Here is a 23,665-nt window from a genome sequence, read left to right as displayed (position 1 = left end):
CTACGCGCGTAGATATGCTCATCTGGTGACCATGCCCACCAATGCACCCGCAGCCACCCTCGCCGACGCGACCGCGTCGGACGCGGCACTGCGCCGCTTCCTCCACGGGCTCCCCGGCATCGATCCGGTGGGCCTGGAAGCGCGCGCCGCGTCCCTCGGCACCCGTTCGATCAAGACGACGGCCAAGGCGTACGCCATCGACCTGGCCATCTCGATGATCGACCTGACGACGCTCGAAGGCGCGGACACCCCGGGCAAGGTCCGGGCGCTCGCCGCCAAGGCCGTCCACCCCGACCCGCTGGACCGCACCACCCCGGCCACCGCCGCCGTCTGTGTCTACCCCGACATGGTGGCCACCGCCAAGGAGACCCTGAAGGGCTCGACCGTGAAGGTCGCGTCCGTCGCGACCGCCTTCCCGGCCGGCCGCGCCGCCCTCCCGGTCAAGCTCGCGGACGTGCGCGACGCCGTGGCCGCGGGCGCCGACGAGATCGACATGGTGATCGACCGGGGCGCGTTCCTGGCCGGCCACTACCTCAAGGTGTACGAGGAGATCGCGGCCGTGAAGGCCGAGTGCGGTGACAAGGCCCGCCTCAAGGTCATCTTCGAGACCGGCGAGCTCTCCACGTACGACAACATCCGCCGCGCCTCCTGGCTCGGCATGATGGGCGGCGCCGACTTCATCAAGACGTCGACCGGCAAGGTCGCGGTGAACGCGACGCCCGCCAACACCCTGGTCCTCCTGGAGGCGGTGCGCGACTACCGCGCCCAGACCGGCGTCCAGATCGGCGTGAAGCCCGCCGGCGGCATCCGCTCGACCAAGGACGCCATCAAGTTCCTGGTCCTGGTCAACGAGACCGTGGGCGAGGACTGGCTGGATAACCACTGGTTCCGCTTCGGCGCCTCCTCGCTGCTCAACGACCTGCTGATGCAGCGTCAGAAGCTGGCGACCGGCCGTTACTCCGGCCCCGACTACGTGACGGTGGACTGAGACCATGGACATGAAGAAGCAGTCATCTGTTTTCGAGTACGCGCCGGCTCCCGAGTCCCGCTCGGTCGTCGACATCGCGCCTTCGTACGGGCTGTTCATCGACGGCGAGTTCGTCGACGCGGCCGACGGCAAGGTCTTCAAGACCGTCTCGCCGAGCTCCGAGGAAGTCCTCTCCGAGGTCGCCCAGGCGGGCGAGGCGGACGTGGACCGGGCCGTGAAGGCCGCCCGCAAGGCGTTCGAGAAGTGGTCGGCGCTGCCCGGCTCCGAGCGCGCCAAGTACCTGTTCCGCATCGCCCGGATCATCCAGGAGCGCAGCCGCGAGCTGGCCGTCCTGGAGACCCTGGACAACGGCAAGCCGATCAAGGAGACCCGCGACGCGGACCTCCCGCTGGTCGCCGCGCACTTCTTCTACTACGCGGGCTGGGCCGACAAGCTCGACCACGCCGGGTACGGGCCGAACCCGAAGCCGCTCGGCGTCGCGGGCCAGGTCATCCCCTGGAACTTCCCGCTCCTGATGCTGGCGTGGAAGATCGCCCCGGCGCTCGCCACCGGTAACACGGTCGTGCTGAAGCCCGCCGAGACGACCCCGCTGACCGCCCTGTTCTTCGCGGACATCTGCCGCCAGGCGGGTCTGCCCAAGGGCGTCGTCAACATCCTCACCGGGTACGGCGACGCGGGCGCGGCCCTCGTCGAGCACACCGGCGTCGACAAGGTCGCCTTCACCGGCTCGACCGCCGTCGGCAAGGCGATCGCCCGGTCGATCGCGGGCACCGACAAGAAGGTCACCCTGGAGCTGGGCGGCAAGGGCGCCAACATCGTCTTCGACGACGCCCCGATCGACCAGGCCGTCGAGGGCATCGTCAACGGCATCTTCTTCAACCAGGGCCAGGTCTGCTGCGCGGGCTCGCGCCTCCTCGTCCAGGAGTCGATCCAGGACGAGCTGCTGGACGCGCTGAAGCGCCGCCTCTCCACCCTGCGCCTCGGCGACCCGCTGGACAAGAACACCGACATCGGCGCCATCAACTCGGCCGAGCAGCTGGCCCGGATCACCGCGCTCGCCGAGACCGGCGAGGCCGAGGGCGCCGAACGCTGGTCCCCGGCGTGCGACCTGCCGGAGAACGGCTACTGGTTCGCCCCGACGCTCTTCACCAACGTCACCCAGGCGCACACCATCGCCCGCGACGAGATCTTCGGCCCGGTCCTGTCGGTGCTGTCGTTCCGTACGCCGGACGAGGCCGTCGCCAAGGCCAACAACAGCCAGTACGGCCTGTCGGCGGGCATCTGGACGGAGAAGGGCTCGCGCATCCTCGCGGTCGCGAACAAGCTCCGCGCCGGTGTCGTGTGGGCCAACACGTTCAACAAGTTCGACCCGACCTCGCCCTTCGGCGGTTACAAGGAGTCGGGCTTCGGCCGCGAGGGCGGCCGGCACGGTCTGGAGGGTTACCTCGATGTCTGAGAAGTCGTCTGAGAAGTCCGAGTCGACACGTCTTGGTGTCTTCAAGACCTACAAGCTGTACGTGGGCGGGAAGTTCCCGCGTTCCGAGAGCGGCCGGGTGTACGAGGTGAGCGACTCCAAGGGCAACTGGCTGGCGAACGCCCCCCTGTCCTCCCGCAAGGACGCCCGTGACGCGGTCGTCGCCGCCCGCAAGGCGTTCGGCGGCTGGTCGGGCGCGACCGCGTACAACCGGGGCCAGGTCCTCTACCGCGTCGCCGAGATGCTGGAGGGCCGCAAGGAGCAGTTCGTCCGCGAGGTCGCCGAGGCGGAGGGCCTGTCGAAGTCCAAGGCCGCCGCCCAGGTGGACGCGGCGATCGACCGCTGGGTCTGGTACGCCGGGTGGACCGACAAGATCGCCCAGATCGTGGGCGGCGCGAACCCGGTCGCGGGTCCGTACTTCAACCTGTCCACGCCGGAGCCGACCGGTGTCGTCACCGTCGTCGCGCCCCAGGACTCCTCGTTCCTCGGCCTGGTGTCGGTGATCGCCCCGGTGATCGCCACCGGCAACACGGCCGTGGTGATCGCGAGCGAGAAGTCGCCGCTGCCGGCGCTGTCGCTCGGCGAGGTGCTCGCCACGTCCGATCTGCCGGGCGGTGTCGTCAACGTCCTGTCGGGCAGGGCGGCCGAGCTCGCGCTGCCGCTGGCGGCGCACCAGGACGTCAACGCGATCGACCTCACGGGGGCGGGTGCCGAGCTGGCCCGCGATCTTGAGGTTGCCGCCGCGGACAACCTGAAGCGGGTGCTCCGGCCCGGTGCGGGTGACTGGTCCGTCGATCCCGGTACGCACCGGATGACGGCGTTCCTGGAGACCAAGACCGTCTGGCATCCGACCGGGTCGCTCGGGGCGTCCGGCTCCGCGTACTAGTCGCTTCGCCGGGGGCGTGGTTCGTCGCCCCCGAGACCGGGCCCTTCAGGCCCATCGAAACCCCGAACGGCGTCCCGGGCCCCCACCCGTGGCGCCGTTCGGTATGTCCCGGCTCAGCCCGGGAGCAGTCGCGTGGCCGCGCCGATCACCGGGAAGTCCTTGAGCGCGCCGCTCTCGTGCAACGGGCCGGTCGCCATCGCCGTCGAGATCGGCTTGAAGTCCGCGACCTCGGTGCCGATCGCGTTGTCCAGCGGGTCCACCGAGGTCTTGGCGAACGGGTTGAGGCTGAGCGTCTTGGCGGGGGCGAGCGCGTTGGTCACCCCGGCCGAGAGGTCTCCGGTGACGGAGCGTGTCGTGCCGTCCATCCCGGCCCCCGGGTCGGCCACCGCGCGCCCGACCAGCTCCGCCGGGCCGTCGGCCGCCTGGGCCGCGCCCGCCGCCCCCGCCAGCGCCGCGCCCGCGGCGGTCGCGGTGAGCCCGGCGCGCAGCAGCACACGGCCGCGACGGGCCCCGCCGGCTTGGTTTCGTGCCATGTCGTCCCACTCTCCTACGTATCCTCTGCGTATCGCTCCGAGCACGCAGCGTAGTTGAGGTGTGATGCTCGATACCAACGGGCTCCCCGAGTGGTCCACCTCCCGGGTGGATGCCTCAGACTGGTGTCCCGTGACCGCACACGCCATTTCGACACGCGTCGTCCTCCTCACGGGCCCCTCCGGTTCAGGGAAGTCGTCGCTCGCCGCCCGCACGGGTCTGCCCGTGCTGCGCCTGGACGACTTCTACAAGGAGGGCGACGACCCGACCCTGCCGCGTGTGCCGGGCTCCCCGGACATCGACTGGGACTCGCCCGAGTCCTGGGACGCCGACGCGGCCGTGACGGCCGTCGTCGAGCTGTGCCGTACGGGACGGACGGCCGTGCCGGAGTACGACATCGCCACCAGCTCGCGGACCGGGGCGAGCCTGTTCGGCATCGACCGCACCCCGCTGTTCGTCGCGGAGGGGATCTTCGCGGCGGACATCGTGGCGCGGCTGCGGGAGCACGGCGTGCTCGCCGACGCGCTGTGTCTGCGCGGCCGCCCCTCGACCACCTTCCGGCGCCGGCTCGCCCGCGACCTCAAGGAGGGGCGCAAGTCGGTGCCGTTCCTGCTGCGGCGGGGCTGGCGGCTGATGCGGGCCGAGCGCGGGATCGTGGCCCGGCAGGCGGCGCTGGGGGCGCACCCGTGCGGCAAGGAGGAGGCCCTCGGCCGTCTCGCCGCGGCCGCCGCCGGACGGTGTGCGGCCGCCGCGCCCACGGCGCGGGTCTGAGCACCCCGGCCCGGAGAAGCACCCCGGAGAAGCACCCCAAAGATAAAAGCGGGACCGAGTGGGCCCCCCGGCCCTTCGGTCCCGCTCTTGTTCCCCCGTTACCCGTACGCCCGACGTATCCCCCGAGACGCCGGCCCCCGTACGCGCAGTTCCCCGCGCCCCTGAAGGAACGGGGCTCCGCCCCGAACCCCGCTCCTCACACGCGGGAGAGGGGGCCGGGGGCGCAGTCGTGGGGAAGGCGGAACCGATCGTGTGGCCCGGCGCGTCTTGGGGGGCGTGCAACAGCGTCATGGTGTGGGCGGCCGCGCCGCCATCCGGTTCCGCGTGGCGGGCTGCGCGCTCCTCCTCGCCCACATGGCCCTCGTCGCGTGGCTCACGCTGAGCCCCCGCGACGTCATGTGGGTGACCGCACCCAACCTCACCCCGCTCGCCGGAATCCGCGCCGACCTGGCGAGGGGATGGATCGAGGCCGCGCACGGGATCGGGGAGGGGCTGCTGCTCCTCGCCCCGCTCGGCTTCCTCCTCCCCCTCGTCGGAGGGCGGCTCGACGTCTCCCCCGTCGGCTCCCTGCTCCGTACGACCGCCGCCGCCGCACTCGTCTCGCTCGGCATCGCCCTGCTGCAGACCTCCGTGCCCGGCCAGGTCGCCGATGTGGACGCGCTGCTCCTGAACACCGCCGGGGCCGCGTTCGCCCATATCGCCGTGGTGCCCGCCGGACGGATCGCCCTGCGGCGGCGCCAGGACCGGGAGGACGCGCCCGTACCGGCGGCTCAGGGTCGTACCCCGACGATTCCCAGGGTCGGGATCGCCCCGTAGTCCGACGCTTTGCCCGGGTCGGGGGCAGCAGGATGGAGGTATCGCAGCACCACACGACCTCACTCCTGAAGGAGCACCCCATGGCCACCCTTGCCCGCCCCCGCGACGGACGCATGATCGGCGGGGTGTGCGCGGCGCTGGCACGGCGCTTCGGCACCTCCGCCACCACGATGCGCGTGATCTTCCTGGTCTCCTGCCTGCTGCCGGGGCCCCAGTTCCTGCTCTACATCGCGCTGTGGATCCTCTTCCCGAACGAGAAGGGCCACCGCCCCAGCGCTGCCTGGTGACCTCAGCCCAGGACTCGGCGCACCTTCTCCAGCTGCTTGTCCGCCACGTCCCTCGGCACCTCCACCAGCTCCTGGGCCCTGCCCTGGACCGGAGCGCCGAGGTTGATCGTCATGAAGCGCACGATCGTGGCGCCCTGGCGCACCACGACGATATGGACCGGCGTCTCCACGTTCACCTGCGTGGACGACGCGGACCAGCTGACCGACTCGTCGCCGCCGATCCGGTAGGGCCGCGCCTTCACGCGCGCGTACGTGGAGCTCGTCCCGCCCAGCTCGGCCTTGAAGCCGGAGCAGGCGGCGACCGCCGCGCGCAGGTCCCTGACCAGCTTCTCGGCGTCGGGGCGGGCGTAGCCGCTGAGCGACGCCGCGACCGCGAGGCCGAGCTTGCGCTGGGAGCCCAGACCCCGGTTGACCGTCTCGCGCGCCTGCGGGTTCGGCTGGTCGCCCATGATGTCGGCGAGCGGCTGGCACGGCCCGCGGTCGGCCCGGGGACGGGCCCGGCCCTGGGCGGTCGTGTCGGCGGAGACCTGGTAGCCGGGCACGTCGCCCTGGGCGAGCGCCGCCCGCTGGAGGGCGCTGGACGCCGCCGCGGAGGCCGAGGAACCGTTGGGGGCGGGCGCGGAGGCCTTGTCGTCCGAGGAGCCTCCCGACGAGCCGCACGCGGTGGTGAGGAGCGCCGAGGCCGTCAACATGGCGAGTCCGGTCGCCTTCACACGCATCCTCGGAACCCTACTCACCTGTCACTGGCCGACGTACGAGCCGTGATCCTGACACAGACGCGGTGGGGCGCACACCCACAACCGGATGTGCGCCCCACCACAACGCCTCAACGCACCGTCTGGCGGCACGTTTCAGCCATCAGCCGCCGAGGGCGGGCAGACCACCGGCGATCGGCAGACCACCCGTCGGCAGACCGCCGAGGAGGCCGTTCACGGGGCTGGAGTCCCCGGTGGGCAGGGCGGACGTGCCCTTGCCCAGAGCGCTCTGACCGGCGGTCAGCGACTCCGGGGCACCCGTCGGGAGCTTCTTGGCGACGCCCTCGATGGGCAGCGTGTTGGTCAGGCCGGACAGGGCGGGGAGCTCGGGGACTCCGGCCACGGCGGGCGCGGCGGAGGCCGTACCGGCGGCAGCGGCGGCGAAGGCGACACCGACAGCGGCGGCACCGAGCGTCTTGACGGCAGACTGCTTCATCTGGAATTCATCCTAGGGAAGGGGATGTGAGCGGCTCTGCAAGCTAGTCAGACCGCCACTCGCCCCGCAAACACGTGAAACCACGGAAAACGGCCGGGAATTGGTTCTCCCGGCCGTTTAGACGATTTACCCGATCAGCCCATGGACGGGGTAGACCCGCTGGTCGCGGCGGTCTGCTTGAACAGCCATTCGGATTTCAGCTCGGCGTAGCCGGGCTTGATGACGTCATTGATCATGGCGAGGCGTTCGTCGAAAGGAATGAACGCTGATTTCATCGCATTGACGGTGAACCACTGCATGTCGTCGAGCGTGTAGCCGAATGCCTCGGTCAGCCGCTCGAATTCCTCGCTCATGCTGGTGCCGCTCATCAGCCGGTTGTCGGTGTTGACGGTGGCCCGGAAGTGGAGCCGGCGCAGCAGCCCGATCGGGTGTTCGGCGTACGAAGCGGCGGCGCCGGTCTGGAGGTTGGACGTCGGGCACATCTCCAGCGGGATGCGCTTGTCCCGTACGTACGAGGCGAGCCGCCCCAGCTTCACCGTGCCGTCCTCGGCGACCTCGATGTCGTCGATGATCCGCACCCCGTGGCCGAGCCGGTCGGCGCCGCACCACTGGAGCGCCTGCCAGATCGACGGCAGGCCGAAGGCCTCGCCCGCGTGGATGGTGAAGTGGTTGTTCTCCCGCTTCAGGTACTCGAAGGCGTCCAGGTGGCGGGTGGGCGGGAAGCCCGCCTCGGCACCCGCGATGTCGAAGCCGACCACGCCCGAGTCCCGGTAGGAGTTGGCGAGTTCGGCGATCTCCAGCGCGCGGGCGGCGTGCCGCATGGCGGTCAGGAGGGCGCCGACGCGGATGCGGTGGCCGTTGGCGCGGGCCCGGCGCTCGCCCTCGCGGAAGCCGTCGTTGACCGCCTCCACGACCTCCTGGAGCGTCAGCCCCTTCTCCAGGTGCTGCTCCGGCGCGTACCGCACCTCGGCGTAGACGACGCCGTCCTGCGCCAGGTCCTCGGCGCACTCGGCGGCGACACGGAAGAGCGCGTCGCGGGTCTGCATGACGGCGCAGGTGTGCGCGAAGGTCTCCAGATACCGCTCCAGGGAACCGGAGTCGGCGGCTTCCCGGAACCAGATGCCGAGCTTGTCGGCCTCGGTCTCGGGCAGGTGGGAGTACCCGGTCTGTTCGGCGATCTCGATGATGGTGCCAGGACGCAGACCGCCGTCGAGGTGGTCGTGGAGCAGCACCTTCGGGGCGCGGCGGATCTGGTCCGTGGTCGGTACGTCGGTGGTCTGGCTCGTCATCTGCGCATGCTAGCCCCTACGCGCGTAGATCACCGGGAGTCGCTCGGTTGCCGATACGTAACAGTGACCGCGCGGACGGGTGGAGTACACCTCGGCTTCTGAGACTGTTCTGTCATGGCCCAGCATGCGACTTCCCTGCCTGCTGCCCGACTTGGACGGGCCGTCGGTGCGACCGGCGCCGGCTCCTCGGTCGGCGGTGTGGTGCTGGTGCTGCCGGACGGCGACCCCGTCTCGGCGCGCCGCCCCTCCCCCCTCTCCTACGCCTCGGCGCTGCCGCTGGCGCGGCGCCTCGCCCGCGCCGGGCGGGACGACGGGCTCGTGGCCCATCTCGTCCGCTACCGGGGCCGGGGCTGGAACGGCGGCGACGCCCTGCTCGCGGCGGACGCCGAGTGGGCCGCCGAGGAGGTGGTGCGGCGGTACGGCGATGTGCCCGTCTGCCTGGCCGGGCACGGCATGGGCGGCCGGGCGGCGCTGCGCGCGGCGGGGCACTCCGCCGTCAACTGCGTGCTCTCGATGGCCCCTTGGCTGCCGGAGGAGGACATGGCGGCCGAGCCGGAGCCGGTGAAGCAGCTGGTGGGCAGACGGGTGCTGATCGTGCACGGCACCAACGACGCCCGCAGCGACCCGGAGCTGTCGTTCCGCCTCGCCACGCGCGCGAAGAAGGCCAACCGCGACACCTGCCGCTTCGAGGTCCACTCGGACGGGCACGGGCTGCGCCAGCACCGCGCCGAAGTCCAGGCCCTGGCCGTCGACTTCGTGAAGGGCTCGCTCTTCACGCACGCGTACGCGCGCCCCGTCGCCGACGCCCTGGCCGCCCCGCCGCCGCTGGGGCTGCGGATGCCGCTGGCGGCCGGGTTCGGCAAGTCGCTGAACGCCTAGCCGGGTGCGGCAGGCCGCTCAGCGCCCGGCCGAACTCCCGGCGGCGGTACGCGGCCTCAGACCGGCAGCAACTGCCCGCGCCGGGACAGCAGGAACGCCTTGAAGGCGGCCACCGGCGGGGTGTCCGGGTGGCCGTCCAGCCAGGCGACCCCGATCTCGCGCACCGCGCGCGGCGCTGTCACCGTCAGCTCGACGACGCCCGGGCGGGCCACGGCGGGCGGCGGCAGCAGGGCCACGCCCAGGCCCGCCGCCACCAGACCGCGCAGGGTCTCCGCCTCCTCGCCCTCGAAGGCGACCTTGGGCGTGAACCCGGCCTGGGCGCACAGGTCGTCCGTGATGCGCCGCAGCCCGTAGCCGGGCTCCAGGGTCACGAACGTCTCGTCGGCGGCCTCCGCGAGCCGGACCCGCTTGCGCGTGGCCAGCCGGTGGTCGTCGGGGACGACGAGGCGCAGCCGCTGCTCGTCCAGGCGCCGGGCCACGAGGTCGGGCGCGTCCGGCACCGGCGAGGTGAGGCAGAGGTCGAGGTCCCCCGCGCGCAGCCGCTCGATCATCGCCTCGCCGTAGTTCTGCACGAGCGTGAAGCGCACCCGGGGGTGGGTGACCCGGAAGGCCCGGATGAGGGCGGGGACGGTCTCGGAGCCCATGGTGTGCAGAAAGCCGAAGGCGACCTTGCCCGCCGCCGGGTCGGCGTCGGCCCGCACCGACTCGGCGGCCCGCCCCACCTCGGCGAGGGCGCGCTCGGCCGAACCGAGGAAGGTGCGCCCGGCGGGGGTGAGCGAGACGGTGCGGCCCTTGCGGGCGAACAGCGCGACCCCCAGGTCCTCTTCGAGCCGCACCATCGCGCGCGAGAGCGTCGACTGGGGCACGCCGAGCTCGTGCGCCGCGCGCGTGACGTGCTCGTGCCGGGCGACCGCGGCGAAGTACGCGAGGCGGGGCGCGAGCACCGTAACAATGTCTTCTTCGTTACTGTTCAATGACAGACACCCGCCTGAGCTGTGCTTATGCGTATGTGGATCGATTATGCGCTCTCCACGCATTGGACGCATAAATCTCCCGGGCCTACGGTCGATCCATGCCTCCTGCCAGTACCGGGGCACCCACCACCGTGGGTGCCTCCACCGCGCCGTCCCCCGATCAGCTCTTCCCGGGTGCTCCCGGCTACCGCCGGATGAGCTTCGCGCTCTTCGCCGCCGGGGTCGCCACCTTCGCCCTCCTCTACTCCACCCAGGCCCTGCTCCCGCTGATCTCGGGCGACTTGGGGGTGTCGGCCTCCGCGGCGAGCTGGACCGTGTCGGCGGCGACCGGCGCGCTGGCGCTGTGCGTACTGCCGCTGAGCGCGCTCTCCGAGCGGTTCGGGCGGTCCCGGACGATGACGGTCTCGCTGGTGGTCGCGGTCGGCGTGGGGCTGCTCGTCCCGTTCGCGCCCAACGTCGGCTGGCTGGTGGCGCTGCGGGCGGTCCAGGGCGCGGCCCTGGCCGGACTGCCCGCCTCAGCGATGGCCTATCTCGCCGAGGAGGTGCGGCCCAAGGCGCTGGTCGCGGCGATCGGCCTGTTCGTGGCGGGCAACTCCATCGGCGGCATGAGCGGCCGGATCCTGACCGGCTGGGTGGCCCAGGCGTGGGGCTGGCGCGCGGCACTGGCGGCGGTCGGGCTGCTGGCCGCCGGGTGCGCGGTGGCCTTCCGGCTGCTGCTCCCGAAGTCCCGCCACTTCAAGGCGGCCCCGCTGGACCCGCGCGCGCTGGCGGCGACCGTGCGCGGCCATCTCGCGGACCCGCTCCTGGTACGCCTGTACGCGATCGGCGCGCTCTTCATGACGGTGTTCGGCGCCGTCTACACGGTGATCGGCTACCGGCTCACCGCCGCGCCCTTCCACCTCCCGCAGGGCGTGGTCGGCTCGATCTTCCTGGTGTACCTGGTCGGTACGGTCTCCTCGGCCGCGGCCGGGCAGCTGGTCGCCCGGCTCGGCCGCCGGGGCGCGCTGTACCTGGCCGTCTCCACCACGACCGCCGGTCTGGTGCTGAGCCTGCTCGACACGCTGGCGGCGGTGCTCGCGGGCCTGGTCCTGATCACCGCGGGGTTCTTCGCGGGCCACGCCGTCGCCTCCTCCTCGGTGAGCCGCACCGCGAAGACGGGCCGCGCCCAGGCGTCGGCGCTCTACCAGTCCGCGTACTACCTGGGCAGCAGCGCGGGCGGCACGCTGGGCGCGGTCGCCTTCCACGCGGGCGGCTGGCCCGCCACGGTGCTGCTCGGCCTGCTCGCCGTCCTCGGCGTCGTCTCGGTGACGCTGTACGGCAGCCACGCCGCCCGCACCGAGCGGCGACTCGCCGCGACGCGCCTCGCGGCACCGCACGCGACCTGCTGAGACGTCCGCCTGAGGCGCGATTGTCAGTGGGCTCCTGTAGCTTCCGAAGAGCTGGAGCACATGGGCGATCTGGGGTGGACGCGATGGCTGATCTGACGACGGAGCCGACGGCGGCGACGGACCTCGACTCCCGCCTGGAGAAGCACCGGGTCGAGCTGACGGGGTACTGCTACCGGATGCTCGGCTCGGCCTTCGAGGCGGAGGACGCGGTGCAGGACACGCTGGTCCGCGCGTGGCGGAGCTACGAGAAGTTCGAGGGCCGCTCGTCCCTGCGGTCCTGGCTGTACCGGATCGCGACCAACGTCTGCCTGGACATGCTGACGGCGAGCGGCAAGCGGGCCCGCCCGATGGACCTCACCGCCCCGCAGACGGCGTCCTCGGCCGTGCTGCGCTCACGCCCGGAGGTGACCTGGCTGGAGCCGGTGCCGGACGCGCGGGTGCTGCCGACGGCGGTGGACGACCCGGCCGAGACGGCGGTCGCGCGCGAGAGCGTGCGGCTCGCCTTCGTCGCCGCCCTCCAGCACCTGCCGCCCAAGCAGCGGGCGGTGCTCATCCTGCGCGAGGTGCTCGCGTGGAAGGCCAGCGAGGTGGCCGAGCTGCTGGAGACGACGGTGGCCTCGGTCAACAGCGCCCTCCAGCGGGCGCGTTCGACGCTGGCGGAGTCGGAGCCGCGCGCCTCGGACGCGGCGGACCCGCTCGACGAGGAGCAGCAGAAGCTCCTGGCCCGCTATGTGGCGGCGTTCGAGGGGTACGACATGTCGGCCCTGACGTCCCTGCTGCACGAGGACGCGACCCTGTCCATGCCGCCGTACGACCTGTGGCTGCGCGGCCCCGAGGACATCGTGGCCTGGCATCTGGGCACCGGTTGCGGGTGCCGGGGCTCCCGCCTGGTGCCGACCGTCGCCAACGGCACGCCCGCCTTCGGCCAGTACCGGCCGAGCGGCCCCGGCGGGCGCCACGAGCCGTGGGCGCTCCAGGTGGTGGAGATCGCCGACGGCAAGATAGTCGGCCTCAACGCGTTCCTGGACACGGCCCGTTGGTTCCCGATGTTCGGGCTGCCGGAGAGCCTGGAAGAGGAGACGGACTAGCCGGAGAGGGGCCCGCCCGGCTCCGCCGTGAGGCCCGTGAGCTCCAGCAGGGCCACCAGCCCCGGCCCCGCGTTCCGTATCGTGAGGCGCCCGCCGGCCCGGCGGGCGGTCAGGCACAGCCGTGCGACCGCCTCCACCGCCGCCAGATCCGCCCGCACCAGCGCGCCCACGTCGCACACGACCTCCCGCGCCCCGGCCGCGTACAGCGCCCGCAGCCGCTCGCACAGCGGGGGGACGTCGCTGAGGGCCGTCGGGGACGGGACGACGAGGAGCGCGGGTTCGGTGGGGTTCACACGAAACAGACCCGCACCGGCCGCGAAAGTCATCGGCCGGGTGCGGGTCCGCGGGGAGCTGCGGGGGTGTCAGGCGATCCGGTCGAGGACGATCGGGTTCGCGGTGAACGAGGTTCCCGCCGCGGCGATGTCGTACGAGGCGCCCAGCGTCTGCAGGGCGTAGTCGAACTTCTCCGGCGTGTCCGTGTGCAGGGTGAGCAGCGGCTGACCGGCCGTCACCGTGTCGCCCGGCTTGGCGTGCAGCTCGATGCCGGCGCCCGCCTGCACCGGGTCCTCCTTGCGGGCCCGGCCGGCGCCCAGGCGCCAGGCGGCGACGCCGATGTCGTAGGCGTCGAGGCGGGTCAGCACGCCCGAGCTCGGGGCGGTGATGACGTGCTGCTCGCGGGCGACCGGCAGGGTGGCGTCCGGGTCGCCGCCCTGGGCCGCGATCATCCGGCGCCAGACGTCCATGGCCGAGCCGTCGGCGAGCGCCTTCTCGGGGTCGGCGTCCTTGATCCCGGCCGCGTCCAGCATCTCGCGGGCGAGCGCCAGGGTGAGGTCGACGACGTCCCGGGGGCCGCCGCCGGCCAGCACCTCGACGGACTCGCGCACTTCGAGGGCGTTGCCCGCCGTGAGGCCGAGCGGGGTGGACATGTCGGTGAGCAGCGCGACGGTCTTGACGCCGCTGTCGGTGCCGAGGGCGACCATGGTGGAGGCGAGCTCGCGGGCGTCCTCGATGGTCTTCATGAAGGCGCCGGTGCCGACCTTGACGTCGAGGACCAGCGAGCCGGTGCCCTCGGCGATCTTCTTCGACATGATCGAGGAGGCGATGAGCGGGATGGCCTCGACGGTGCCGGTGACATCGCGCAGCGCGTAGAGCTTCTTGTCGGCGGGGGCCAGGCCGTCGCCCGCCGCGCAGATGACGGCGCCGGTGGTGTCCAGGACGTTCAGCATCTCCTCGTTGGAGAGCAGCGCGCGCCAGCCGGGGATGGACTCCAGCTTGTCGAGGGTGCCGCCGGTGTGGCCAAGACCCCGGCCGGACAGCTGCGGAACGGCCGCGCCGCACGCGGCGACCAGCGGGGCGAGCGGCAGCGTGATCTTGTCGCCGACGCCGCCGGTGGAGTGCTTGTCGGCGGTGGGGCGCGAGAGCGCGTCGAAGTTCATGCGCTCACCGGACGCGATCATCGCGGCGGTCCAGCGGGCGATCTCCGTACGGTTCATGCCGTTGAGCAGGATCGCCATGGCCAGCGCCGACATCTGCTCGTCGGCGACGACACCCCGGGTGTAGGCGTCGATGACCCAGTCGATCTGCTCCGGGCTCAGCTCGCCCCGGTCTCGCTTGGTGCGGATGACGGAGATGACGTCCATGGCATTCCTTCCGGCAAGTGCGGTTCGTCCGTACGGTATACGCGACTCTACGCGCATAGAGAGGTCTGACGGTTGCGGCCCCTCCCTGGCTGATCAGCAAGGGAGGGGCCGCGGTGGTTACTTGAGCGGTTGCTTCAGATGGTCCGGGCCGAAGGCCTGCGGAAGCATCGCGGAGAGCGGCAGGATCCCGTCCGGGGTCTCCAGGAGCAGCTCCGGACCGCCGTGCTCGAACAGGAGCTGGCGGCAGCGGCCGCAGGGCACCAGGACGGCGCCGTGGCCGTCGACGCACACGAAGTGCGTCAGGCGCCCGCCGCCGCCGAGCCGCAGCGCCGAGACGAGCCCGCACTCGGCGCACAGCGCCAGGCCGTAACTGGCGTTCTCGACGTTGCAGCCGGTGACCGTGCGCCCGTCGTCGACGAGCGCCGCCGCGCCGACCGGGTAGCCCGAGTACGGGGCGTACGCCCGGGACATGGCGTCCCGGGCCGCCTCGCGCAGGGCCTCCCAGTCGACGGCGGTGGTGCCGGGGGCGTCCGGCGTCACTTGCCCTGGCCCTTGCGGTAGCGCATGCCGTCGGCCTTGGGCATCCGCAGGCGCTGCGCGGAGAGCGACAGCACGAGCAGGGTGACGACGTACGGCGTGGCGCCGACGAAGTCGCCGGGGACGGTGTCGGTCATCAGGTACCAGACCAGGATCGCGGCGGCCATGACCGCGCTGATCGCCGCCTGGACCATCGCCTTCTTGTACGCCTTCCAGGCGGCCAGGGCGACCAGGAGCACCACGAGCAGGAGCAGCAGGGCGTGCACCGTGGTGCCGCCGTTGCGCAGCTGGAGCGCGTCGGAGAAGCCGAACAGGCCGGCGCCCATGGCGAGTCCGCCCGGCCGCCAGTTGCCGAAGATCATCGCGGCGAGACCGATGTAGCCGCGGCCGCCGGTCTGGCCCTCCAGGTAGATGTGCGAGGTGACCAGCGCCAGGAACGCGCCGCCGAGACCGGCGAGACCGCCGGAGACCGCGACCGCCGCGTACTTGTAGGTGTACACGTTGACGCCGAGCGACTCGGCGGCGATCGGGTTCTCGCCGCAGGAGCGCAGCCGCAGGCCGAACGCGCTCTTCCACAGCACCCACCAGGTGCCCACGAAGAGCAGCACGGCGATGACGGTGACCCAGGAGACGTCGGTGACCAGGCCACCGAGGATCCCGGCGAGGTCGGAGATCAGGAACCAGTGGTGCTTCTGGATCGACTCCAGGCCGGAGGACAGACCCGGGACCGTGAAGCTGGGCAGGGTCTCGGCGGGCGGCGACTGCTTGGGGTTGCCGCCCTTCGCCGCGGCGTCGCCCTCGTTGAAGAAGAGCTTGGCCATGTACTGCGTGGCGCCGACGGCGAGCAGGTTGACGGCCACACCGGAGACGATGTGGTCGACGCCGAAGGTGATGGTGGCGACCGCGTGGACGAGACCGCCCAGGACGCCGAAGCCGATGCCCGCGAGCAGACCGAGCCAGGGGCTGGACTGCCAGCCGACCCAGCCCGCGCCGAAGGTGCCGAGGACCATCATGCCTTCGAGGCCGATGTTGACCACGCCGGCCCGCTCGGACCACAGACCCGCGAGGCCCGCCAGGCCGATCGGCACGGCGAGGCCGAGGGAGGCGCTGATCTGGCCCTCGGAGGTCAGCTGGTCGGCGCCGGTGATGACGCGTACGGCGGAGACCAGGATCAGCGCACCGGCGACGATCAGCAGGATCTGCGCGACGGAGAACTTGCGCTTGGCGTTGCCCTTGAGCCCGGCCGGGGGCGGCGGGGTCTTGGCGGGGGTCGTCGTGACGCTCATGCCGTCACCTCCTGCTTCTTGGCGGCCTGGGCCGCGAGCTCGGCGCCGACGCGCTGCTGCTGGCGCTTCATGCCGTAGCGGCGGACGACTTCGTACGCGATCACGACGCACAGGACGATGACGCCCTGGATCACGCCGAGGATCTCCTTGTCGTAGCCGATGACTTCGAAGTGGCCGGTGGTGCGCTCCAGGTAGCCCCAGACCAGCGCGGCGAGCGCGACGCCCACCGGGTGGTTGCGGCCGAGCAGCGCGACGGCGATACCGGTGAAGCCGAGGCCCAGCGGGAAGCTGTTGTCGAACTGGTGGCTGTCGTTGAGCAGCGTCGGCAGACCGACCAGACCGGCCACCGCACCCGAGATGACCATGCTGGTGACGATCATCTTCTTGACGTTGGCACCGCTGGCGGCGGCCGCGGACTCGGACTGGCCGACGGCCCGCAGGTCGAAACCGAAGCGGGTGCGGCCGAGCACGAACCAGTAGGCCGCGCCGACCAGTACGGCGACGACGATGAAGCCCCAGATCGAGCCGGCGTCGCCGTTGTCGATGGCGAAGAACCAGTTGTCCTTCGGCAGCGGCTTGGTGGAGACCAGGGTGCCGGCCTCGTCGAGCTGGCCGAGCCGCTCGGGCTGGAGCAGATAGGCGATGATCGCGGTCGCGATGGCGTTCAGCATGATGGTCGAGATGACCTCGCTGACGCCCCGGGTGACCTTGAGGACGCCCGCGATGGCCGCCCACAGGGCGCCCACCGCCATCGCCGCGATGATCATCAGCGGGATGGCGACGGCGCCGGGCAGGCTCACCGCGCCGCCGAGCACCGCGGCGATGAAGGCCGCGATGCGGTACTGGCCGTCCACACCGATGTTGAAGAGGTTCATCCGGAAGCCGATGGCCACCGCGATGCCCGCGAGGTAGTACGTCGTCGCCTTGTTGAGGATGTAGACCTGGCTGTCACTGGCCGAGCCGTACGACAGCATGTCGTCGAAGGCGGGCATCGGGTTCTTGCCGGTGGCCAGGATGACCAGGGCGGTCACGACGAGCGCCGCGACCACCGCGAGCACGGGGGCCGCGATCGCGAGGAGCAGCTTCTCCTTGTCGATGCGCTGGGTGAACTTTTTCATCGGTCCTCTCCCCCGGTGCTGTCGTCGTGCTCCAGATGGCCGGCGGCGGCGCCGGTCATGGCGGAGCCCAGCTCCTCAGGGGTGATCGTGGCGGGGTCGGCGTCGGCGACCAGGCGGCCGCGGTACATCACCCGCAGGGTGTCGGACAGGCCGATCAGCTCGTCCAGGTCGGCGGAGATCAGCAGCACCGCGAGGCCCTCGCGGCGGGCCGTGCGGATCTGGTCCCAGATCTGCGCCTGCGCGCCCACGTCCACGCCCCGGGTGGGGTGCGCGGCGATCAGGAGCTTGGGACTGTGGCTCATCTCGCGGCCGACGATCAGCTTCTGCTGGTTGCCGCCGGAGAGCGAGGCCGCGGTGACCTCGATGCCGGGGGTGCGCACGTCGTACTCGCGCACGATGCGCTCGGTGTCCACCCGCGCGGCCTTGTTGTCGAGCAGCCCGCCCTTGGAGTTGGGGCGCTCGGTGACATGGCCGAGGATGCGGTTCTCCCACAGCGGGGCCTCCAGGAGGAGGCCGTGGCGGTGGCGGTCCTCGGGGATGTACCCGATGCCGCCCTCGCGCCGCTTGCGGGTCGGCGCGTGCGAGATGTCGGCGGTGTCCAGGGTGATGACACCGCCGTCCGGGTCGCGCATGCCCATGATCGCCTCGACGAGCTCGGCCTGGCCGTTGCCCTCGACGCCGGCGATGCCCAGGACCTCGCCCTTGTGGATGGTGAAGGAGACCGCGGAGAGCACCTCGCGGACCACGCCGTCGGGGTCGGTGGCGGCCAGGCGGAGGTCGTCGACCTTCAGCATCGGCACGTCGGTGACCGTCGACTCGCGGGTCTCGGGCGAGGGCAGCTCGCTGCCCACCATCAGCTCGGCGAGCTGCTTGGTGGTGGTGGTCTTCGGGTCGGCGGTGCCCACCGTCGTACCGCGCCGGATGACGGTGATGTCGTCGGCGACCTTCAGCACCTCGCCCAGCTTGTGCGAGATGAAGATGACGGTCAGGCCCTCGGCCTTGAGCTCGCGCAGGTTGTCGAAGAGCGCCTCGACCTCCTGCGGGACCAGGACGGCCGTCGGCTCGTCGAGGATGAGGGTGCGGGCGCCGCGGTAGAGGACCTTGAGGATCTCCACGCGCTGGCGGTCGGCGACGCCGAGGTCCTCGACGACGGCGTCCGGCCGGACGTTCAGGCCGTACGCGTCGGAGATCTCCTTGATCTTCTTACGGGCCTTGGCCCCGATGCCGTACAGCTTCTCGCCGCCGAGGACCACGTTCTCCAGGACGGTGAGGTTGTCGGCGAGCATGAAGTGCTGGTGCACCATGCCGATTCCGCGCGCGATGGCGTCGGCGGGGCTGTGGAAGGCCGCCTGCTCGCCGTCGATGGTGATGGTTCCCTCGTCCGGCTTCTGCATGCCGTAGAGGATCTTCATCAGGGTCGACTTGCCGGCACCGTTCTCACCGCAGAGGGCATGGACGGTGCCCTTCTTGACGGTGATGTCGATGTCCTTGTTGGCGACGACGCCGGGGAAGCGTTTGGTGATGCCGCGCAGTTCGACGGCGGGAGGGCTGGACGCGTTGATGGCGCACTCTCCTCGGGAGCAGGAGCGGGGGGCGGGGGGCTTCCGGAGAAGCTAGCGCGCCAACTCCGGCCTACGCGCGTAGAGTTGACACTTCGTTATGCCCGGCGGGCAGAGCGATGCCGCTCTGCCCGCCGGGCCGGGTGCGCCCGACCGGAGCCGGGCGCGGTGACTGCGGGCGGTCAGTGCCGACCGCCACGGGTCACGGGGTGGTCTTGACCTTGATCGAACCGTCGACGATCTTCTTCTTGGCCGCGTCGATCTGGGCCTTGATGTCGTCGATGAAGCCGCCGCTGGTGGCCAGCGAGACGCCGTCCTTGGCCAGCGGGTAGCTGTTGGTGCCGGTGAGCGGCTTGCCGTCCTTGACGGACTTGACCAGGTCGTAGACGCCGATGTCGACGTTCTTGACGACCGAGGTCAGGATCGACGCCTTGTACTTGCCCAGGGAGGCCTGGTTGTACTGGTCGGAGTCGACGCCGATCGCCCAGGTGCCCTTCTTGCCCGCGACGGCCTCGATGGCGCCGTTGCCGGAGGAGCCGGCGGCCGTGTAGACCACGTCGGCGCCGTTGTCGAGCATGCCCTGCGCGGCGGCCTTGCCCTTGTCGGGGCTGGCGAAGCCGGAGGTGTCCGAGCCGTGCGACAGGTACTGGACGTCGACCTTGTCGGCGGGCTTGGTGTCCTTGACGCCCTGGACGAAGCCGGCCTCGAACTTCTTGATCAGCGGAACGTCCACACCGCCGATGAAGCCGACGTGGCCGGTCTTCGACTTCAGCGCCGCGGCGACACCGGCGAGGTAGGAGCCCTGCTCCTCGGTGAAGACGATGTTGTCGACGTTGGGCGCGCCCTCGACGACCGAGTCGACGATGCCGAAGGTGGTCTTCGGGAACTTGGCGGCGACCTGCTTCATCGAGTTGGCGTAGGCGTAGCCGATGCCGACGACCGGGTTGTAGCCCGCCTGGGCCAGCTGGGTGAGGCGCTCGACGCGGTCGGCCTCGGTGTCCGTGGTCTTGGCGGTCAGCTCCTTGATCTCACCGCCGAACTCGGCCTTGGCCTTGTCGATGCCGCGCGCGGCGGAGTCGTTGAACGAGTGGTCGCCACGGCCGCCGACGTCGTACGCGACACCGACCTTGACGCCCTTGCCGCCCGCGCTGGACGACGCGGAGGAGTCCTTGTCCTTCTCGGAGGAGGTGCTGCCACACGCGGTGGCGGAAAGCGCGAGCGCGGCGGTGGCGATACCGGCCGCAGCGATCTTGGATACCCGGCGCACGAGGAGGTCCCTTCAAAACGAACCGAGAGCGCCCCTACCGGCGCTGGTTTCGCGTCGGATCGTAACGCGCGTAGATGTCGCGTAAAGACCTGTTCGGAAGCCGTTATCGAATCGCCGCGAACAGACGATGAAGTGTCCGGTTACGAACGGTGTCCTTCCAGCAGCGCAGCGGCAGTGAACAGCTCCACTCCGACCTTGATGGCGGCCTCATCGGCGTCGAAATCACCCCGATGCAGGTCAAGACGGGCGTCGGACCCCGGAGTGCGCACGCCGAGGCGGGCCATCGCGCCCGGCACATGCTCCAGGTACCACGAAAAGTCCTCGCCACCCAGACTCTGCTCGGTGTCCTCGACCGAGAACGCCCCTCGGCGCGCCGTCTGAGCCTCGCGCAGCAGTTCGGCGACGGCCGGATCGTTGACGACCGGCGGCACGCCGCGGACGTAGTTGATCTCGGACTTGGCACCGTGCAGAGTGGCGACCTCGTCGATCGCGGCGTGCACCTTGTCGGGCGCGTCGCGCCAGGCGTCCAGGTCGAGGCAGCGCACGGTTCCGGCCAGCTCCGCGCGCATCGGGATGACGTTGCAGGCGTGCCCGGCGTCGATCCGGCCCCAGGTGACGGCGAGCCCGGCGCGGGCGTCGATCCGGCGGGCGAGCAGCGCGGGCACGTCGGTGACCACCCGGGCGGCGGCGGTGACCAGGTCGGTGGTCAGATGCGGGCGTGCGGTGTGGCCGCCCGGCCCGTTCAGGGTGATCTCCAGACGGTCGCAGGCCGAGGTGATCGCCCCGGCGCGCAGCCCGATCCGGCCCGCGTCGACGCGCGGGTCGCAGTGCACCGCGATGATCCTGCCCACTCCGTCGAGGGCGCCGGACCGGATCGCGTCGGTGGCGCCGCCCGGCAGCACCTCCTCGGCGGGCTGGAAGACCAGCCGGACCGGGTGCGGGAGCAGGCCCTGCCGGTCCAGTTCGGCCAGCACGAGGCCGGTGCCGAGCACGGTGGTGGTGTGGATGTCGTGCCCGCAGGCATGTGCCCGATCGGGGACGGTCGAGCGGTACGGCGCGTTGACTTTGGCGTCCGGGATCGGCAGGGCGTCGATGTCCGCCCGGATCGCCAGCATGGGCCGTCCCCCCTTCCAGGTGCCGACATCGCACAGGAGTCCGGTCCCGCTGTCGAGGACCCGGGGCTTGAGCCCGGCCGCCTCAAGGCGCTTCTTGATCGCCGCGGTGGTGCGGAACTCCTGGTTTCCCAGCTCGGGGTGCATGTGCAAGTCCCGGCGGAAGGCGATGAGTTCGGCGCGCAGGGGCTCGGGGAGCAACCCGGGCAGCGGGGCTTCCCCGGGCTGATCGGCTTCAGGTTCGTCGGAGGCGCGCGACATCAACTGGTTCACCTGTTGAAGGGTAGGCCCCTTCAAGGGCCAACTAACCGTCGATCAACAAAAGTTCAGCCCGATAGGGGAAAGATTTCTGACTGCCGGAAGGTTGTCGGCCTCGTAGGCTGGGTAAACTCGCCGCCCGTTTCTCAGGCGTGTCCCAGATGTTTCCCAGTGCGCTCTCAGAGCGGTCTCAGCGCCGTCTCAGGCCGAAGGGCCGCCCGGCCCCGGGCCCGGGCTCCCGCCGCGACGGACGGCGCCCATGGCCCGGGTGCCCGCTCAGGCCGCGACCATGCGCAGGCCGTGGGCGTCGCGGGCCGAGCCGGTGACGTCCGCGAGGAAGCCCTGGGCGCGCGGGGAAGCCTTGTCGGTGAGCCAGCCGGGGTCGATGTCGCAGATCAGCAGGCGCACCTCGGTGCCCGCCAGGGCGGGTGGCAGGGTGTGGACCACGGTCGAGGGAAAACTGAGGATCGTGCGCCCGACGGGGCCACGCCGGGCGATGAGTTCGAGCGGCAGGTCCGGCCGGACGATCTCAAGCCCGGTCCGCAGGTGCAGGGTGCGCAGCTTCTCCGGGGACTCGCGGCGGTGGGCGAAGTACCGGGTCGCGCCGTGGGTGCGGGCCAGGGCCGCGACCGCCTCCAGATAGCGCTCGGGGTCGACCACGCCTGTCTCCACCAGCGAGGTGCCCACCATGTCCGCGCCCTTGGTGAGGCGCGGCGGACCGAATCTGGCCCGGGTCCAGCCGAAGGTGTTCGGGGTGACCGTGACCGCCTCCGGCGCCTGTACGGGCATGGCGCTGAACACCTCGACCGTACGGCCCCGCGACGGCGTGAGGCGCCGGCGCGCCGAGGCGGCGAACGGGGCGAAGAGCACATCACGCGCCCCCGCCCGGCTGCCGCGCCGGTGCCAGCGGACCAGCCGCTCGCCGCTGTCCAGTTGGGCGACGAACTCCATGGTGGCCGTGCCGTCGTCGACGACGACCAGGTCACGGGCGCGCGCCACGGTGAGCAGCAGCTGGACGTACCGCGAGAAGGGGTCGCCGATGACGATCCGGTCGGCGCGGCGCAGCAGCGGGCGGAGCCCGGCGATGGTGCGCAGCGGGGCGGTGGGCCCGCCGCGCGCCTCCTCCCAGCGCACCCGCATGCCCTCCTCGTGGGCCAGCTCCGCCATCCGGCGCAGCTGGCCGCGCGACATCGGGTCGGTGGGCGAGAGGACGACGACGGTGAGGTCGTCGTGGGCGGCCGCGTCCCCGGGCCCGGACCGCTGGGCCGGCACGCCGTTCAGCAGCGGGCGGGTGGAATGGGCCCACTCCAGCACGTTGAGCAGCTGGACCGGGCTCTCCACGAAGGCGATCGTGGCGGTGGTGTCCCGAGGCACGGCGGCCGCCCCGTCTCAGACCGAGACCGGCGCGCGGTCGGCGTCGGCCGCCTCGGCCTCGGCGACGACGCCGCTGACCCGGCGCAGCTTCTTCATCGGGGCGAGCTCCGACTCGTACACCTTCTTGACGCCGTCGCCGAGCGCGGCCTCGATGGTGCGGATGTCGCGGACCAGACGCTGCAGTCCGCCCGGCTCGACCGAGGCGGCCTGGTCGGAGCCCCACATCGCGCGGTCCAGGGTGATGTGGCGCTCGACGAACGCGGCGCCGAGGGCGACCGCGGCCAGCGTGGTCTGCAGGCCCGTCTCGTGGCCGCTGTAGCCGATCGGCACGTTGGGGTACTCGGCCATCAGGCTGTTGATGACCCGCAGGTTGAGCTCCTCGGCCTTGGCCGGGTACGTGGAGGTGGCGTGGCAGAGCAGGATGTTGTCGCTGCCGAGCACCTCGACGGCGTGCCGGATCTGCTTCGGGGTCGACATGCCGGTGGAGAGGATCACCGTGCGGCCGGTGGCGCGCAGGGCGCGCAGCAGCTCGTCGTCGGTGAGCGAGGCGGAGGCGACCTTGTGGGCCGGCAGGTCGAACTTCTCCAGGAAGGCGACGGCCTCGGTGTCCCACGGGGAGGCGAACCAGTCGATCCCGCGCTTCTTGCAGTGCTCGTCGATGGTGCGGTACTCCGACTCGCCGAACTCCACCCGGTGGCGGTAGTCGATGTACGTCATCCGGCCCCACGGGGTGTCGCGCTCGATGTCCCACTGGTCGCGCGGGGTGCAGATCTCCGGCGTGCGCTTCTGGAACTTGACGGCGTCGCAGCCCGCGTCGGCGGCGGCGTCGATCAGGGCGAGGGCGTTGCCCAGGTCACCGTTGTGGTTGATGCCGATCTCACCGGTGACGTACACCGGCTGACCCGGTCCGGCGGTACGGCTGCCGAAGGTGCGCAGACGGTTGCTCATGAGG

At 71.5% G+C, this 23,665-nt stretch carries 24 protein-coding genes; 9 read left to right on the top strand and 15 right to left on the bottom strand.

Going from position 1 to position 23,665, the window contains the following annotated elements:
• Positions 1–31 precede the first annotated feature (31 nt).
• Genes deoC through A8W25_RS20255 form a run of 3 tightly spaced genes read left to right on the top strand, consistent with a single transcriptional unit; the run spans position 32 to position 3,348 of the window.
• On the top strand, positions 32–988 hold the full coding sequence (deoC, locus tag A8W25_RS20265; RefSeq protein ID WP_067163395.1) for a deoxyribose-phosphate aldolase: 957 nt from the start codon (positions 32–34) through the stop codon (positions 986–988).
• 10 nt (positions 989–998) lie between these two features.
• Entirely contained in the window at positions 999–2,444 is a 1,446-nt protein-coding gene (locus A8W25_RS20260) for an aldehyde dehydrogenase family protein (RefSeq protein WP_067164276.1), read from the top strand.
• Positions 2,437–3,348, top strand: coding sequence for an aldehyde dehydrogenase family protein (locus A8W25_RS20255; protein ID WP_067163393.1), 912 nt, complete (start codon positions 2,437–2,439; stop codon positions 3,346–3,348). Before A8W25_RS20260 ends, A8W25_RS20255 begins: the two co-directional genes overlap by 8 nt.
• A 113-nt stretch (positions 3,349–3,461) precedes the next feature.
• Here the strand turns inward: A8W25_RS20255 and A8W25_RS20250 are convergent, their stop codons facing one another.
• Positions 3,462–3,881: a hypothetical protein gene (locus A8W25_RS20250; RefSeq protein WP_067163391.1), complete on the bottom strand. Its 420-nt coding sequence runs from the start codon at positions 3,879–3,881 to the stop codon at positions 3,462–3,464.
• A gap of 64 nt (positions 3,882–3,945) precedes the next feature.
• On the opposite strand from A8W25_RS20250, the gene A8W25_RS20245 reads away from it, so the two are divergent.
• From A8W25_RS20245 to A8W25_RS20235, 3 genes are all read left to right on the top strand, one after another.
• Positions 3,946–4,650 (top strand): uridine kinase family protein, encoded by a 705-nt coding sequence (locus tag A8W25_RS20245; protein WP_079126196.1) that lies wholly within the window; start codon positions 3,946–3,948, stop codon positions 4,648–4,650.
• Between the two features lie 294 nt (positions 4,651–4,944).
• On the top strand, positions 4,945–5,466 hold the full coding sequence (locus A8W25_RS20240; RefSeq protein ID WP_420708489.1) for a VanZ family protein: 522 nt from the start codon (positions 4,945–4,947) through the stop codon (positions 5,464–5,466).
• An 80-nt stretch (positions 5,467–5,546) separates the two neighbouring features.
• A complete protein-coding gene (locus A8W25_RS20235; RefSeq protein WP_067163388.1) occupies positions 5,547–5,753 on the top strand; it encodes a PspC domain-containing protein in 207 nt (68 codons plus the stop codon).
• A 2-nt stretch (positions 5,754–5,755) separates the two neighbouring features.
• On the opposite strand, the gene A8W25_RS20230 is transcribed toward A8W25_RS20235, so the two are convergent.
• From A8W25_RS20230 to A8W25_RS20220, 3 genes are all read right to left on the bottom strand, one after another.
• A complete protein-coding gene (locus A8W25_RS20230; RefSeq protein WP_067163387.1) occupies positions 5,756–6,472 on the bottom strand; it encodes a hypothetical protein in 717 nt (238 codons plus the stop codon).
• A 139-nt stretch (positions 6,473–6,611) separates the two neighbouring features.
• A complete protein-coding gene (locus A8W25_RS20225) occupies positions 6,612–6,944 on the bottom strand; it encodes a hypothetical protein (protein WP_067163385.1) in 333 nt (110 codons plus the stop codon).
• Positions 6,945–7,078: 134 nt separating this feature from the next.
• Positions 7,079–8,233: an adenosine deaminase gene (locus tag A8W25_RS20220; RefSeq protein WP_067163383.1), complete on the bottom strand. Its 1,155-nt coding sequence runs from the start codon at positions 8,231–8,233 to the stop codon at positions 7,079–7,081.
• 114 nt (positions 8,234–8,347) lie between these two features.
• On the opposite strand from A8W25_RS20220, the gene A8W25_RS20215 reads away from it, so the two are divergent.
• Positions 8,348–9,112 carry an alpha/beta hydrolase family protein gene (locus A8W25_RS20215; protein WP_079126195.1) on the top strand — a complete coding sequence of 255 codons (765 nt, stop codon included), beginning with the start codon at positions 8,348–8,350 and terminating at the stop codon, positions 9,110–9,112.
• Positions 9,113–9,168: 56 nt separating this feature from the next.
• Here A8W25_RS20215 and A8W25_RS20210 read toward each other — a convergent pair whose 3' ends face one another.
• Positions 9,169–10,149: a LysR family transcriptional regulator gene (locus A8W25_RS20210; protein WP_067163380.1), complete on the bottom strand. Its 981-nt coding sequence runs from the start codon at positions 10,147–10,149 to the stop codon at positions 9,169–9,171.
• 35 nt (positions 10,150–10,184) lie between these two features.
• On the opposite strand from A8W25_RS20210, the gene A8W25_RS20205 reads away from it, so the two are divergent.
• Both A8W25_RS20205 and A8W25_RS20200 read left to right on the top strand, forming a co-directional pair.
• The gene (locus A8W25_RS20205) at positions 10,185–11,474 is read left to right on the top strand and encodes an MFS transporter (protein ID WP_067163378.1); all 1,290 of its coding nucleotides are present in this window, start codon (positions 10,185–10,187) and stop codon (positions 11,472–11,474) included.
• Between the two features lie 83 nt (positions 11,475–11,557).
• On the top strand, positions 11,558–12,562 hold the full coding sequence (locus A8W25_RS20200; RefSeq protein ID WP_067164271.1) for a sigma-70 family RNA polymerase sigma factor: 1,005 nt from the start codon (positions 11,558–11,560) through the stop codon (positions 12,560–12,562).
• Here the strand turns inward: A8W25_RS20200 and A8W25_RS20195 are convergent.
• From A8W25_RS20195 to A8W25_RS20150, 10 genes are all read right to left on the bottom strand, one after another.
• The gene (locus A8W25_RS20195; protein WP_234386505.1) at positions 12,559–12,855 is read right to left on the bottom strand and encodes an STAS domain-containing protein; all 297 of its coding nucleotides are present in this window, start codon (positions 12,853–12,855) and stop codon (positions 12,559–12,561) included. The genes A8W25_RS20200 and A8W25_RS20195 overlap by 4 nt on opposite strands.
• Before the next feature lie 69 nt (positions 12,856–12,924).
• Positions 12,925–14,202: a thymidine phosphorylase gene (locus A8W25_RS20190; RefSeq protein ID WP_067163375.1), complete on the bottom strand. Its 1,278-nt coding sequence runs from the start codon at positions 14,200–14,202 to the stop codon at positions 12,925–12,927.
• Between the two features lie 117 nt (positions 14,203–14,319).
• Complete coding sequence (locus tag A8W25_RS20185; RefSeq protein WP_079126194.1) at positions 14,320–14,742, bottom strand: cytidine deaminase; 423 nt, start codon at positions 14,740–14,742, stop codon at positions 14,320–14,322.
• Entirely contained in the window at positions 14,739–16,025 is a 1,287-nt protein-coding gene (locus A8W25_RS20180) for an ABC transporter permease (protein ID WP_067163373.1), read from the bottom strand. The genes A8W25_RS20185 and A8W25_RS20180 overlap by 4 nt, the downstream gene beginning before the upstream one ends.
• Positions 16,022–17,143: an ABC transporter permease gene (locus A8W25_RS20175; protein ID WP_067163371.1), complete on the bottom strand. Its 1,122-nt coding sequence runs from the start codon at positions 17,141–17,143 to the stop codon at positions 16,022–16,024. The genes A8W25_RS20180 and A8W25_RS20175 overlap by 4 nt, the downstream gene beginning before the upstream one ends.
• Positions 17,140–18,675, bottom strand: a complete 1,536-nt coding sequence (locus A8W25_RS20170) for an ABC transporter ATP-binding protein (protein WP_079126193.1) — start codon at positions 18,673–18,675, stop codon at positions 17,140–17,142. Before A8W25_RS20170 ends, A8W25_RS20175 begins: the two co-directional genes overlap by 4 nt.
• A gap of 229 nt (positions 18,676–18,904) precedes the next feature.
• Entirely contained in the window at positions 18,905–19,969 is a 1,065-nt protein-coding gene (locus A8W25_RS20165) for a BMP family lipoprotein (RefSeq protein WP_067163368.1), read from the bottom strand.
• A gap of 140 nt (positions 19,970–20,109) precedes the next feature.
• On the bottom strand, positions 20,110–21,342 hold the full coding sequence (locus A8W25_RS20160; RefSeq protein ID WP_067163366.1) for an amidohydrolase: 1,233 nt from the start codon (positions 21,340–21,342) through the stop codon (positions 20,110–20,112).
• A gap of 273 nt (positions 21,343–21,615) precedes the next feature.
• On the bottom strand, positions 21,616–22,713 hold the full coding sequence (locus A8W25_RS20155) for a hypothetical protein (RefSeq protein WP_067163365.1): 1,098 nt from the start codon (positions 22,711–22,713) through the stop codon (positions 21,616–21,618).
• Positions 22,714–22,728: 15 nt separating this feature from the next.
• A complete protein-coding gene (locus tag A8W25_RS20150; protein ID WP_067163363.1) occupies positions 22,729–23,661 on the bottom strand; it encodes an N-acetylneuraminate synthase family protein in 933 nt (310 codons plus the stop codon).
• Positions 23,662–23,665: the final 4 nt, after the last annotated feature.

Origin of the sequence: Streptomyces sp. ERV7 (genome assembly GCF_001653515.1) — a bacterium.
Lineage (GTDB): Bacteria > Actinomycetota > Actinomycetes > Streptomycetales > Streptomycetaceae > Streptomyces.
This window is presented reverse-complemented; position numbering and strand designations above follow the sequence as displayed.